Origin of the sequence: Sphingobium phenoxybenzoativorans, from assembly GCF_001757355.1 — a bacterium.
GTDB lineage: Bacteria > Pseudomonadota > Alphaproteobacteria > Sphingomonadales > Sphingomonadaceae > Sphingobium > Sphingobium phenoxybenzoativorans.
Genome location: NZ_MINO01000014.1, coordinates 62,967 through 75,704 on the forward strand (window position 1 = coordinate 62,967; position 12,738 = coordinate 75,704).

Here is a 12,738-nt window from a genome sequence, read left to right on the forward strand (position 1 = left end):
GAAAGGGGCGGTGAGTGTCCACGTGCCGTCGCTTGACGTCCCCTTGTTACCGGAAGGCCAGATCCTTGAGCATATCCACAGACGATGTAGCAGAGTTTGAAGCGGAGATTCCGTTGGGCAAGCTGCCGCTCGATGCCTGGCATCGCGCGCAGGGCGGGCGGATGGTCGGCTTCGCAGGCTATGAAATGCCCATCCAATATGAAGGCATCATGGCCGAACATGCATGGACCCGCGAACATGCGGGGCTGTTCGACGTCAGCCATATGGGCCAGCTCAGCTTCACCGGAGAGGGCGCGGATGCGGCTCTCGAAGCCCTGCTCCCCGGAGACATCACCGGCCTGAAAACCTTCCGCCAGCGTTATTCGCTGCTGCTGGATGAGGATGGCGGGATTCTGGACGACCTGATGGTCAGCAGGCGGCCGGACGACATCTATATGGTCGTCAACGGTGCCACAAAATATGACGATATCGGCTGGATCATCGAGCATCTGCCCGATGAAATCACCATGAACCATATGGACGATCAGGCGCTGCTGGCGCTGCAGGGACCGGAATCCGGCGCTGCATTGGCGAGCCTGATCCCCGGCACAGCCGATCTGTTTTTCATGCAGTGCGGCCCCTTTAGCTGGGATGGCGTCGACCTGTGGGTCAGCCGGTCGGGCTATACGGGCGAGGACGGGTTCGAGATCAGCCTGCCGGGCGATGCCGCGGTGCGGTTCGCGGACGCGCTTTGCGCGCTGGACGCGGTGAAGCCGATCGGCCTTGGCGCGCGGGATTCGCTGCGGCTGGAGGCCGGTCTGCCGCTTTATGGCCATGACATCGATACGCAGGCCGGGCCGATTGGCGCTGACCTGGGTTTCGCCGTTCCCAAGAAGCGCCGGGAGGCCGGCGGCTTCTTCGGGCATGCGCGCATCGTGCGGGAGCTTGCCGAGGGCGCGCCTTCGCGTCGGGTCGGCCTGGCGATAGAGGGACGGTTGCCTGCGCGCGAGGGCGCCGTGATCCTGGCGGGCGGCAAGCCGGCCGGCAAGGTGACATCGGGCGGATTCGCGCCCACGGTCGGCGCGCCGATCGCCATGGGCTGGGTTGATGCCGGGCATGCCGCCATCGGCACCGCGCTGGAGATCGAGGTGCGGGGCAAGCGCCTTGCGGCCACGGTCGCGCCGATGCCGTTCGTTCCCCACCGCTATCATCGTCAAAAGATTTAACAGGGAGTATCTCATGAGCCGCTACTTCACCGACGAACATGAATGGATCGACGTAGAAGGCGAGATCGCCACCGTCGGGATTACGGATTATGCGCAGGAACAGCTTGGCGACATCGTGTTCGTCGAGCTGCCTGCGGAGGGCGCCACCTTTGAGAAGGGCGACGATGCCGCCGTCGTCGAATCCGTCAAGGCCGCTTCGGACGTCTATGCGCCTATCTCCGGCGAGGTCGTCGAGTCGAACGGCGCTCTGGAGGACGAGCCTGCCCTGGTGAACAGTGATCCGGAGGAGGATGGCTGGTTCTTCAAGCTGCGCATCACTGACGCCTCCGAGCTTGAGGGACTGATGAACGAGAAAGCCTACAAGGCATTCGTCGCCGGTTTGTGATTTAAGAAAAGCCCCTCCCTGAACAGGGAGGAGGGAGATCCATGAATGCGTTACCTTCCCCTGACCGATATTGACCGGAGCGCAATGCTCGATGTGGTCGGCGCGTCCTCCATTGACGACCTGTTCGTCGATGTCCCTGCCGAGGCGCGGCTGTCCGCCAAGATTGCCGGCCTGCCAGACCATGCCAGCGAACTGGCGGTCGAACGGCATATGGGGAAGCTGGCGCGGCAGAATCTGTCGGCCGGGGATGCGCCCTTCTTCCTGGGGGCGGGGGCGTACCGGCATCATGTGCCGGCGAGTGTCGATCATCTGATCCAGCGCGGCGAGTTCCTGACGGCCTACACGCCCTATCAGCCGGAAATCGCGCAGGGGACGTTACAGGTTCTGTTCGAATTTCAGACGCAGGTGGCGCGGCTGTTCGGGTGTGATGTCGCCAATGCGTCAATGTATGACGGGTCGACGGCGTGCTGGGAAGCGATCGGCATGGCGCGGCGGATCACCAAGCGGGGCAAGGCGCTGCTGTCGAACGGACTGCACCCGCATTACGTCTCGGTCGCCAGAACGATGGCCAAATTCACCGGCGATGATCTGGTCTATCGCACGCCCGAATGCGACGGGGAAAGCGACGGTGTAGAGCTTTTGCGCGAGATTGACCGCGATACGAGTTGTGTGGTGGTGCAGTACCCCGACATATTGGGCCGGATCAGTGATTTATCGAGCATTGCTGAGAAAGCGCATGAAGCCGGAGCGCTGCTGATTGTGGTGGTTACCGAACCGGTTGCGTTGGGCGCTTTGAAATCGCCCGGAGAGATGGGCGCGGATATCGTTGTGGGCGAAGGACAGTCGATCGGCGTCGGCCTGCAATTTGGCGGTCCGTATCTTGGCCTGTTCGCCTGCAAGAGCAAATATGTGCGGCAAATGCCGGGACGGCTGTGCGGGGAGACGGTCGATGCCGCGGGCCAGCGCGGGTTCGTGCTGACGCTTTCGACCCGTGAGCAGCATATCCGCCGCGAGAAGGCGACATCGAACATCTGCACCAATAGCGGCCTGTGTGCGCTGGCCTTCTCCATCCACATGACCTTGCTGGGCGAGGCAGGGCTGCGCGAACTGGCGGAGATCAACCACGCCAGGGCATGCGAGGCGGCGGACATATTGTCGGCGGTGCCGGGGGTCAGGCTCCTCAATGAGAGCTTTTTTAACGAGTTCACGCTGGTCCTGAGCAAGGATGCGCGGGAAGTGGCGCGCACCTTGGCGGAGCGCGGCATATTGGGCGGCGTGTCGCTTGGGCGGTTGATGCCAGACGCGCCGGAACTGGCCAATGGCCTGATCGTCGCGGTGACGGAGATGACGACCAGCGAGGATATCCGGGCGCTGGCCGATGCGCTGAAGGAGGTGCTGGCATGACCATGTTGAAGGAAGGCCGCCCGACCGCGCCGGCGCATGTGAACAAGGAACATCCCGATCCCGCCACGGCGACCGGCAACCGGGCGCTGATGCTGGAGGAACCGCTGATCTTCGAGATCGGGTCGACGGAGACGACGGGCGTCGACTTCACCCCGGTCGACAAGCCGGCGTCGCGCCTTGGCGGGCTGGAGCGCAAGCGGTCCATTGGCCTGCCGGGCCTGTCCGAGCAGGAGACAGTGCGGCACTATACGCGCCTCTCGCGGCAGAATTACGCCATCGATCTTGGCCTGTTCCCGCTCGGCTCCTGCACAATGAAGCATAATCCGCGCCTGAACGAGAAGGTGGCGCGGATGCCGGGCTTCGCGGACATCCATCCGCTCGCCCCGGTGGCGACGGTGCAGGGCGCGCTGGCGGTAATCCATGAACTGGCCGAATGGCTTAAGACGCTGACCGGCATGGCGGCCGTGGCGATGAGTCCGAAGGCGGGCGCGCATGGCGAACTGTGCGGCCTGCTGGCGATCCGTGCAGCGCTGGAGGCGCGGGGCGATGCGCGGTCGGTGATCCTGGTGCCGGAAAGCGCGCATGGGACGAACCCGGCAACGGCGGCCTTCTGCGGCTATAAGGTCGAGGATATTCCGGCAACGCCGGACGGGCGCGTCGATCTGGCGGCGCTGAAGGCGCGGCTGGGACCGGATGTGGCGGCGGTGATGATCACCAATCCCAACACCTGCGGCCTGTTCGAGCGCGACATGAAGGCGATTTCGGACGCGGTGCATGCGGCGGGGGCGCTGGTCTATTGCGATGGCGCGAATTTCAACGCCATTGTCGGCCGGGTGCGGCCCGGCGATCTGGGCGTCGACGCCATGCACATCAACCTGCACAAGACCTTCTCCACTCCGCATGGCGGCGGCGGCCCCGGCTCCGGCCCGGTCGTGCTGTCCGAGGCGCTGGCGCCCTATGCGCCCTTGCCGTTCGTCGAGAAGCTTGCGGATGGCAGCTTCGCGCTGGTCGAGGAGGAGACGGCGGGCGAACATCATGCGGGCAGCTTCGGCCGCATGGTCGCCTTCCACGGGCAGATGGGCATGTTCACCCGCGCGCTGACCTATATCCTGAGTCACGGCGCGGATGGCCTGCGGCAGGTGTCGGGCGACGCCGTGCTGAACGCCAATTATATCCTGCGCAGCCTGGACAGCGTGCTGGATGCGCCGTTCGGGGGCAGCGGGCCATGCATGCATGAGGCGCTGTTCAGCGACAAGGGACTAGCCGAGGGCTTCACCACGCTCGACATTGCCAAGGGCCTGATCGACGAAGGCTTCCACCCGATGACCATGTATTTCCCGCTGGTGGTGCATGGCGCGATGCTGATCGAGCCGACCGAGACGGAGAGCAAGGCGGCGCTGGACCAGTTCATCATGGCGCTGCGCTCGCTGGCCGAACGGGCCAAGGCAGGCGACGAGGCATTGAAGGGCGCGCCCTATCATGCGCCCCGGCGGCGGCTGGACGAGACGCTGGCGGCGCGCAAGCCGGTGCTGGTGTGGATCGAGGAGGCTCTGGCGGAAGCAGCGGAGTGAGCGAGGCATCTGGCCCCTGGGTGCCGGCTATGGCGGAAACAGGGGCCGGGAGCGAAGCGGACAAGCGCTACGCGCCAGCGACGCTGCGTAACCGGGACGCCATTGTCGAGGTGTTGCGGGCGATATTGCCCGATCGCGGCCTGGTGCTGGAAGTCGCCAGCGGCAGCGGCGAGCATGCGGTGCATTTCGCCCGCGCTTTCCCGGCATTGGACTGGCAGCCGAGCGATCCTGACCCGGCTGCGCTTGCCTCCATTGCGGCGTGGAGCGGGGAGGCGGGGCTGGCGAATCTGCGGTCGCCCCTCAAGATCGATGCTTCTACCGGAATTTGGCAAGTGGATCGCGCGGACGCCGTGCTTTGCATCAACATGATTCATATAAGCCCCTGGGCTGCGACCGCCGGGCTGATGCGAGGCGCAGGCGCTGTCTTGCCGCCCGGAGGGGTTCTGTATCTCTATGGCCCCTTTATCAGAACCGGCGTGCCGACAGCGCCGAGCAATATGGATTTCGACCAGTCATTGCGGGAGCGCGATCCGGCGTGGGGACTTCGCGATCTGGATGCAGTGATTGGGATTGCGACAGAGGTCGGGCTGGCGTGCGTGACGGTTGTGGACATGCCCGCAAATAATCTGTCGGTCATGTTCCGGCGCAAATGACGGATTTTATTGGTTTAGAGATTGGCAGCTCCTCAGGAGCCTGCCGGATTATTTCCTCTTTTTCTTAACCGCGCTCTTAGCCTTGGTCGTTGGCTTGCCCGCGCTTTCGCTGCACGGCCAGGCCTTGCGCGTTGCGGCGAAGACCTGGGAGGAGGCGGATTTGGCGCGGTCGATGGGGTTGTTGCCCAGATATTTGACCGTGACATCCTTGAGCTGGCTGATCGTCACGTCCGGCGGGATGCAGCTTTTGAGATTATTGGCCTCTCGCGTGGTGTTGAACGCATCGACGGCGCCAGTGACATAAGCGACGCATTCATAGGTCTTTTCGACATAGGTCTTGCTCTCGCGCTCCACCGTGCAGATCTCGTAAAGGTCGTTGCCGGTGTAGAAGCCGGCGCTGGCGGCTGTCGCGAAAAGCCCGAATGCGGCCGCGCCGCCAAGATAGCCCCATGTCCGCAACGTCATCCCGAATCCTTCCAGCCTGCGCCAGGGACAATTGGGACAAGCGGCACGCGCGTCAATGATTGCCGTCCGTCAGGCTTGAACGAGGGGAAGCGGCTGTCCGGCGCGTTCAGGGCTTAGGTACGTCGGGGCGCGCGTCGGGGAGGGCGGTCGCGGTGACGACCATGCGTTTCAGGAGGATAGGCTTCCCGTCGGCCGTGACCGAGATTGTGCGGACGGCGGCAGGCTTTCCGGCGTTCGCCCCTGCGGCGTTGACGACGACCAGCGCGGTCGTGATGCCCAGCGCGGCGAGGGTGTAGAGGAGATATTTCATGCCTGACTCGTCCCGTTCATGATCCGATGAAGGACGGAATAGGGACTGTCTGTCGCAGAGATGTGCCGATTGGCGTCGGCAATTGTCAGAAAGTGTAACAGCGCCGGTTTATGGAGCCTCAGACAGATGAGACGTCCGCGGCTTCCCTGATCCGCTTTGTGCGGACATGCTCGCGCCATGCGATGTAGAGGCCGCTCGCAATGATCAGCGCGCCGCCCATGAAGGTGGTGGGCAGGGGCCACTGGTTCCAGATCAGCCAGCCGAAAGCCGTCGCCCACAATATTGCGCTATAATCCATCGGCAGCACGACCGAGACCGGCGCCCATCGTAGCGCGCCGGTCAGGAAAAGCTGCGAAATCCCGCCGAACATGCCCATCAGAGCCAGCAACATCCATGTCACGCCATCATGGGGCTGGGCGAAGAACAGCATCCCTATGCTGAGCGGCGGCATGGAAAGCAGGGTGAACCAGAAAACCGTGACGGCGGCGCCCTCCGTCCGGCCGAGCTCCCGCAGCAGGATAGCGATCACGGCGGTCACGATCGCAGCGCTGAGCGCCACGGCGACCCCCATAAGCGGGAAATGGCCGGCGTCCGGCCGCACCATGATGAGCACGCCGACAAAACCCAGGATCACAGCGCTCCAGCGGTGAATGCCGGTCATCTCGCGCAGCAGCAGGGCGGAGAGGATCGTGCCGAAGATCGGCATGGTGAAGCCGATCGTGGTCGCTTCCGTCAGGGGCAGCAGGATATAGGAGCTGAAGTTCAGCGCCATGCCGATCAGGCCGAGCGCCATGCGGCTGAAATGCGTGCCGATCCGCCGGGTGCGGATAGCGCCCGCGCCCTCCGCGAACATGATCCAGCCGAATACGAAGGGCAGGGCAAGCGCCTGCCGGTAGAACAGGGATTCGGCGAGGTGGACTCCGCGGGTGTCGAGCAGCTTCACCAGCGCGAACATGATGGAAATGGAAAACATCGCCGCCAGACGCAGGCCGATGGCGAAAAACGGGCGCTCCTCCCGCACGGGCGGCGCGGGAGGAGCGGGCATGGTTTCCGATGTCATGGACGGCATTTCCATGCCGCCGCTTTAGACCGATCGGCGCTGTGCGCAACCAATGGCCGCGCCGGAAAGCCTTATTTCGGCTTCACGAACTTCAGCGTCATCCGGTCGCTTTCGCCAATGGCGAGATATTTCGCGCGGTCGGGATCGGCTTCCCCGGTCGTCAGCGTTGGGGGCAGGGTCCATACGCCCTTCGCCCAGTCGGCCGTGTCCTTCGGATTGGCGTTGATCTCCGATGCTTCGACGAAGGTGAAACCCGCGCCCGCCGCCAACGCCTTGATCGTCGAGACCTTGAGATAACCGCTGCTCTTTTCCAGCGCGGAATCGCGATCTTCGGGCAGGCGATGGTCGACGATGCCCAGCGTGCCGCCGGGCTTCAACAGGCCGTAAAAAGCCTTGAACGTCGCGTCCGCCGTGCCGTTCATCACCATATTGTGGACATTGCGGAAGGTCAGGAGCGTGTCCACGCTGCCCGCCGGAATGCTGCCCGTGGTGTCGGGCCAGGGGATCAGCTTGACCTTGCCATAGGTCGCGGCGTCAGCGTCCATCTTCGCCTTCAGCGTGTCGAAGCCCCTGCCGCTGGCCTGGGCCTCATAGAGCGTGCCCTTGTCCTTCAGCAGCGGCGCGAGGATTTCCGTGTACCAGCCGCCGCCGCCGGGGGAATATTCGACGACCGTCTGGCCCGGCTTCACGCCGAAAAAGGTCAGCGTTTCAACAGGATGGCGATATTTGTCGCGAGCGGTGTTGGCGGGCGTGCGGCTGGGCGCGGCGGCTGCGGCGGCAATCGGGCTGGACGCGGCCGCTTCCTTCTTCGCAAAAGCGCCGGACAGGGGGATGGCGATAATAGCCGTCAGTGCGGCGGCGCTTGCAAGCGCATGGGGGATACGCATAGGGGGAGGCTCCTCTCGGTTGGCGGGGGGAGTGTGGAGAATGGTCCCAGCCGATGCAAGCGACCTTTGCCATTCTTGGCGCGGCGGCCGTCGGCCTTGCTGCGCTGGCGCATGTCGCGGACCGGCGCAGACTGGCCCGGCATGACCCGGACAAGGTGGGGTTCATGCCCTGGCCGGCGCTGTCGCTGATCGGCACGGCGGGCGCAATGTTCCTGTTCGCGCTGGCATTGCTGGCGCGATAGGCGGCCGGGCTGAGGTTGCCGCCTAAATATAGGCGATAATCGGCCGAAGTTGCGGAAGTTGCGGGTTGTGAGCGGTTTTGGCCGGGAAGTCGCATGTAGGTCTCAGGCAAGTCTCGCTTGGGTCGCATCCTGCTATTGACCCGATCATTGACGTGGCGGCTTGCGCGGCAAGAGCGGGATACTGTTCCATGTGGAGAAGTAGAGCATGGCTCCCGGCGTGTAGGACAGGGATTAGGCGTCGCTACGGCGGTTCGACATGGCAGGCTGAAATATGCAGCCGGTTTGAAAGCGACCAGTTGTTGCCGTTGGTGGGCTCCGAAGCAATTTCCCATTAGCGGACACTGTCAATGTGCAGTTGCCAATGTAGTATGTATCTGACAGCTTGCCTTCAATCTCGGGGGTGGCAGCGTGAAACTTGGACTTGTTGTTGCTGTGGTGCTGGCAGCCACGTTACTCCTATTTTTTGCATTTCGCAGCAGCCCATCAGGAGCGAAAGGAATTGCATCCGAAGCTCAGAAATTTGAGGAACGCTTTCCGAACTTACCAAAAGACGCTTTGGACAGGCGAAGCCGTTCAAATGCAGTCATGCGTTCGCAAGCGGTACCAGTGAATGATTGGCTTCCGGTAATCGAGGCAGAGAACGACCTCTTACTGCCGTCGACTGAACAGGTCGCTATGCGGGCAGCCGCTACATTGGTCGTCGCCCTCAAAGCTCACGGAATGCCTCAAGAGAAAGTAGACAAACTCGTTCGTGAGTATCGTCTAACAAACCAACTTTCGCCGAATGAAATGCAATTTATCAGAAACTTGAATGCAACTGATAATGAACGCGAAATCCAAGTGTGGCGCTACGAAGTTGCCAACGCCCTTATGTGGAGTTTGGGTTTTGTCGATCATCTGGATGGACCGAGAGAACTGGTCGACCCAAAGAAGATTGCGTCTATCATCGTTGATAGCAACTATGAGCAATTCCTTGCGAAAGCTAGATTGCGTTCAAAGTCAGAAATTCTTGATCAAGCAGATTTGATCTACCGATATCGCTGGGCGTTGGTAGATGCCCGGCTGAAGGGGCTAGAAGCTCCTTCAGGGCTTAGTGACGACGTTGCAATGGAAAGGCATCAAGCGTTCAACTGGCTTATCGAGCACGCTGAAATTGGCTGGGATGATATATCTCTCGATACTTAGGTCGCAGGGTCCAATGCCAGCTATCATTAATGAGGCTAAAGCAGACCGCCGCAAACCCACCCTTTCCGTCATGCCGGGCTTGACCCGGCATCCATTGGCTCTGCTGCAGAGCATTCACGCATCGATTGAGGCTTATGGATCCCGGATCACGTCCGGGATGACGAAATTAGGCTAACCACCAACTCCGTCGCTACGACGGGGGATGGCGGTCCTGGCCTTACCCTTACAGGCACGCCTCAAGGAATGGCTGGTCGAAGCCGTATTGCCGCGCCTTGTCCAGCGTGTAGGGGCGCAGGCCCATCGCGCGATATTCGCCGATGATCTTGCCGTCGGCATCTTCCTCCAGATATTCGAACTTGAACAGTTCCTGGGTGACGATGACGTCGCCTTCCATGCCGATGACTTCGGTGATGTTGGTCACGCGGCGCGAACCGTCGCGCAGGCGCTTCACCTGAACGATCAGGTCGACCGAGTCGGCGATCTGCTTGGAAATGGCTTCCTTCGGGATCTTGATGTCGCCCATCAGGATCATGTTTTCCATACGGCCCAGGCATTCGCGCGGGGAGTTGGAGTGGAGCGTACACATGGAGCCGTCATGGCCCGTGTTCATCGCCGCCAGAAGGTCGAAGCATTCCGCGCCACGAATTTCGCCCAGGATGATGCGGTCAGGGCGCATACGCAGGGCGTTCTTGACGAGATCGCCGATGGTGATCGCGCCTTGCCCCTCCAGGTTCGCCGGGCGGGTTTCGAGCGGCAGCCAGTGCGGCTGCTGCAAGCGGAGTTCGGCCGCGTCCTCAATGGTCAGCACGCGCTCGCCGGGATCGATCATCTTCGACAGGGCGTTGAGCATGGTGGTCTTGCCCGAACCCGTACCCCCGGAAATGACGATGTTCATGCGGCAGGCGCCGGCGATCTTGAGCGCGGTCGCCATCTTCGGGCTCATCGCGCCCCATCCCGCCAGCATGTCGATAGTGATCGGCTTGGCGGAGAATTTACGAATGGAGATGGCGGTGCCGCGCAGCGAGAGCGGCGGCACAATGACGTTCACACGAGAGCCGTCGGGCAGGCGGGCGTCGGCGAGCGGCGTCGTCTGATCGACGCGGCGGCCGACCTTGTTCACGATCCGCTGCGCGATCTGGAACAGATGCTCCTCGTCGCGGAACTGGATCGGCGCGATCTGCAGCTTGCCCTTCTTTTCGATGTAGGTCTGTTCCGGGCCGTTGACCATGATATCGGAGATGTCCGGATCGTTGATCAGCTCCTCAAGCGGACCGAGGCCAAGCAGCTCGTCGACCAGCACCTTTTCCAGCGCGAACTGTTCGCGGCGGTTGAGGGTGAGTTTCAGCTCCGCCAGCACTTCCATGATGATCGGGCGAAATTCCTCCGCCAGCTCATCCTTGGTCAGCGTGGCCGCGGCCTCCGGGTCGACGCGCTCCAGAAGGCGGGGGAGCACCTGCTCCTTGATCTTGTGGACCGACGCCTCAAAGCCTTCAGGCGCGCTGGAGGCGGTATGATCGGTGTTGGCGCGGTCGGTAAGGCGCGCCATCGCATCGGCATTGCGCTGCATCGCCGCGGTCGGCGCGGACAGCGGGTCCGCTGCGGCGGGAAGGGCCTCCGGCTCGATCGGCGGGAACTGTTCGCCGCCGCGCGCTTCCGCCTCACGGCTGCCCGCCGGTCCCTGCATGGGCCGTGCGACGCCAAAAGCGGGTCGAATACCGCTGGGTCCGTTTTTCCGTCCGAAAGCGCTCATAGGTCTCCGCCGATATGTTCGGGCTCTAGGTGCCAACAAGATATGGCTGAAAAAGGTGAATAAGACGGAAACTTTGACAAAAGGATAATGCAGCGCCTCATAGTCAGGCGGTTCGTCGCAAGGATGCTGACAAAGGCATGCGCGAACGGGGCAGCGCGGCGGAGCCGGGGCGGCGCCCGAAGGCGAGGAGCGCCAGGGCGGCCATGGCGAGCAGGCTGACGATTGCGCCTGCACTCTCCTGCCAAATGCGCACGCGCTCCAGCCGGTAATGGCCGGGCTGCGCCTGAAAGCTGATGAGGGGGGCGGTCGAGGCGACCTCATGCCCGTCCCGCGTCACGCGCCAGATCGGGAAGGCGAAGCGCCGGAAGGACGCAGGCCCCGCCTGTTGCACGTCCATTTCCATCGCACTGGGCAGCGTGCGATAGGGGGTGAGGTCGGCCAGCCTGTCCTTTTCCGTCACGGCGGACATGGGGAAGCCGGCGGGGAGATATTCAACGGCGTCCGGCATGGACCGGGCCATCTGCGCATAGTCGACGTCGCGGGTCATGTAGACGCCCGCCTGCGCGCCCGCATAGATATAGGGCGGCATCAACAGGGCCGCGCCGATCCCGGCGATCCATATGTTGGCCCGCCCGGCCATGAGCGAGGTGATTGCGGCAAATTCGGCGATGCACATCAGCCGCCAGGGGAACTGGGCCTTGTCCAGCGGCGGCATGTCCCAGAGATAGGGGATGAGGTTCAGCCCGGCGATGCAGGCCAGGAGCGTTATGCCGGTCCAGATCGACCGCGTGGCGAAAGACAGCACAGCGGTTGCGAGTGCGATGCAGGGCACTATCGCGAAATACATGGTCCCGACCGTCCAGGTGGAGGGTCGGTAGCGGCCGCCCCAGAGCAGGGCGGAGGAAATCCGATCCTGAAGCGTGAGCGCGGGGAGCAGGTAGAAGGCCGCGAGGCCGATGGCGAGCGCGCCCGCGATCGCTGCAGGCCACAGGATCGTCCGGTCCCGCCAGTAGCGATGGGCGACGAGCGGCGCGATCAGGAACAGGCCGGTCAGCATGGCGACGGGCAGATGGGTGATGCTGAGGCCGCCATAGGACAGGGCGAGCAGGACTATCCCGCGCCGTTCCGGCAGGCGGGAAATGCCCAGCGCGATCAGCGGCAGCCAGATGAACGCTCCCAGTTCCGCCAGCGCGCCGCGCGTGTAGAAATCCAGCAGATGATAAGGGAGAACCATATAGAGCAGCGCGCCGGTCAGCGGCCGCGTGCCCCGTGCGGCCAGCCAGATATGCATCGTGACGCCGGACAGGAAAATCAGCGTCAGTCCCGTGATATTGATCGCCTGGAGCGTTGTCGCGCCCAGCGCGTCGATGCCGCCCGCAATCCAGTAGACAAGGGGCGGGTAGAAATAGAAAGCGGGGCTGCCCAGACCTTCGAAACTGCCGGGGAGCCAGCGGGGATAGAGATCGCCCTGCGCCATCGCCTCGCCAAACTGGCGGATCCAGACGAAATTATAGCTGGCGGAGTGCGTTTCCCCCGGCCCGAACAGGAAGCTGGGCAGCATCGCCGCCACGGCGGCCAGCGCCAGGATGATATAGGGATGGACGGAGCGCAGGCGATTCAT

The 12,738-nt window shown here is 63.0% G+C and carries 13 protein-coding genes; 7 read left to right on the forward strand and 6 right to left on the reverse strand.

Annotated features, from left to right (window positions below):
* Positions 1-71: 71 nt before the first annotated feature.
* The 5 genes from gcvT to BHQ40_RS09830 are packed head-to-tail and all read left to right on the forward strand — an operon-like array spanning position 72 to position 5,218.
* Complete coding sequence (gcvT, locus tag BHQ40_RS09810) at positions 72-1,205, forward strand: glycine cleavage system aminomethyltransferase GcvT (RefSeq protein ID WP_070155425.1); 1,134 nt, start codon at positions 72-74, stop codon at positions 1,203-1,205.
* Between the two features lie 13 nt (positions 1,206-1,218).
* A complete protein-coding gene (gcvH, locus tag BHQ40_RS09815) occupies positions 1,219-1,590 on the forward strand; it encodes a glycine cleavage system protein GcvH (RefSeq protein WP_070155355.1) in 372 nt (123 codons plus the stop codon).
* Positions 1,591-1,635: 45 nt separating this feature from the next.
* Positions 1,636-2,994 (forward strand): aminomethyl-transferring glycine dehydrogenase subunit GcvPA, encoded by a 1,359-nt coding sequence (gene gcvPA / locus BHQ40_RS09820; protein ID WP_070155358.1) that lies wholly within the window; start codon positions 1,636-1,638, stop codon positions 2,992-2,994.
* Complete coding sequence (gcvPB, locus tag BHQ40_RS09825; RefSeq protein WP_070155360.1) at positions 2,991-4,565, forward strand: aminomethyl-transferring glycine dehydrogenase subunit GcvPB; 1,575 nt, start codon at positions 2,991-2,993, stop codon at positions 4,563-4,565. Before gcvPA ends, gcvPB begins: the two co-directional genes overlap by 4 nt.
* On the forward strand, positions 4,562-5,218 hold the full coding sequence (locus BHQ40_RS09830) for a DUF938 domain-containing protein (RefSeq protein ID WP_435593908.1): 657 nt from the start codon (positions 4,562-4,564) through the stop codon (positions 5,216-5,218). Before gcvPB ends, BHQ40_RS09830 begins: the two co-directional genes overlap by 4 nt.
* A gap of 48 nt (positions 5,219-5,266) precedes the next feature.
* Here BHQ40_RS09830 and BHQ40_RS09835 read toward each other — a convergent pair whose 3' ends face one another.
* The 4 genes from BHQ40_RS09835 to BHQ40_RS09850 all read right to left on the reverse strand — a co-directional run bounded on the left by BHQ40_RS09835 (position 5,267) and on the right by BHQ40_RS09850 (position 7,940).
* The gene (locus tag BHQ40_RS09835) at positions 5,267-5,683 is read right to left on the reverse strand and encodes a Rap1a/Tai family immunity protein (protein ID WP_070155364.1); all 417 of its coding nucleotides are present in this window, start codon (positions 5,681-5,683) and stop codon (positions 5,267-5,269) included.
* 106 nt (positions 5,684-5,789) lie between these two features.
* A complete protein-coding gene (locus tag BHQ40_RS09840) occupies positions 5,790-5,993 on the reverse strand; it encodes a hypothetical protein (RefSeq protein WP_070155366.1) in 204 nt (67 codons plus the stop codon).
* A gap of 118 nt (positions 5,994-6,111) precedes the next feature.
* Positions 6,112-7,053 carry a DMT family transporter gene (locus BHQ40_RS09845; protein WP_253183311.1) on the reverse strand — a complete coding sequence of 314 codons (942 nt, stop codon included), beginning with the start codon at positions 7,051-7,053 and terminating at the stop codon, positions 6,112-6,114.
* A 71-nt stretch (positions 7,054-7,124) separates the two neighbouring features.
* Positions 7,125-7,940, reverse strand: coding sequence for a class I SAM-dependent methyltransferase (locus BHQ40_RS09850; RefSeq protein ID WP_070155368.1), 816 nt, complete (start codon positions 7,938-7,940; stop codon positions 7,125-7,127).
* A gap of 53 nt (positions 7,941-7,993) precedes the next feature.
* Between BHQ40_RS09850 and BHQ40_RS09855 the strand changes: the two genes are divergently transcribed.
* Both BHQ40_RS09855 and BHQ40_RS09860 read left to right on the forward strand, forming a co-directional pair.
* Positions 7,994-8,182, forward strand: a complete 189-nt coding sequence (locus tag BHQ40_RS09855) for a hypothetical protein (protein ID WP_070155370.1) — start codon at positions 7,994-7,996, stop codon at positions 8,180-8,182.
* 408 nt (positions 8,183-8,590) lie between these two features.
* Positions 8,591-9,367: a DUF4272 domain-containing protein gene (locus tag BHQ40_RS09860; protein WP_139139257.1), complete on the forward strand. Its 777-nt coding sequence runs from the start codon at positions 8,591-8,593 to the stop codon at positions 9,365-9,367.
* A gap of 223 nt (positions 9,368-9,590) precedes the next feature.
* Here BHQ40_RS09860 and BHQ40_RS09865 read toward each other — a convergent pair whose 3' ends face one another.
* Positions 9,591-11,117 carry a TadA family conjugal transfer-associated ATPase gene (locus BHQ40_RS09865; protein ID WP_070155372.1) on the reverse strand — a complete coding sequence of 509 codons (1,527 nt, stop codon included), beginning with the start codon at positions 11,115-11,117 and terminating at the stop codon, positions 9,591-9,593.
* 103 nt (positions 11,118-11,220) lie between these two features.
* Positions 11,221-12,738: a putative glycosyltransferase family protein gene (locus BHQ40_RS09870; protein WP_070155374.1), complete on the reverse strand. Its 1,518-nt coding sequence runs from the start codon at positions 12,736-12,738 to the stop codon at positions 11,221-11,223.

Bases quoted from the DNA above. Each gene is read 5' to 3' on its own strand.
- BHQ40_RS09840 (WP_070155366.1), bottom strand. From the start codon at position 5,993: ATGAAATATCTCCTCTACACCCTCGCCGCGCTGGGCATCACGACCGCG.
- BHQ40_RS09855 (WP_070155370.1), top strand. From the start codon at position 7,994: ATGCAAGCGACCTTTGCCATTCTTGGCGCGGCGGCCGTCGGCCTTGCT.
- gcvH (WP_070155355.1), top strand. From the start codon at position 1,219: ATGAGCCGCTACTTCACCGACGAACATGAATGGATCGACGTAGAAGGC.
- BHQ40_RS09870 (WP_070155374.1), bottom strand. From the start codon at position 12,738: ATGAATCGCCTGCGCTCCGTCCATCCCTATATCATCCTGGCGCTGGCC.
- BHQ40_RS09845 (WP_253183311.1), bottom strand. From the start codon at position 7,053: ATGACATCGGAAACCATGCCCGCTCCTCCCGCGCCGCCCGTGCGGGAG.
- BHQ40_RS09850 (WP_070155368.1), bottom strand. From the start codon at position 7,940: ATGCGTATCCCCCATGCGCTTGCAAGCGCCGCCGCACTGACGGCTATT.
- BHQ40_RS09835 (WP_070155364.1), bottom strand. From the start codon at position 5,683: ATGACGTTGCGGACATGGGGCTATCTTGGCGGCGCGGCCGCATTCGGG.
- gcvPB (WP_070155360.1), top strand. From the start codon at position 2,991: ATGACCATGTTGAAGGAAGGCCGCCCGACCGCGCCGGCGCATGTGAAC.
- BHQ40_RS09865 (WP_070155372.1), bottom strand. From the start codon at position 11,117: ATGAGCGCTTTCGGACGGAAAAACGGACCCAGCGGTATTCGACCCGCT.
- gcvPA (WP_070155358.1), top strand. From the start codon at position 1,636: ATGCGTTACCTTCCCCTGACCGATATTGACCGGAGCGCAATGCTCGAT.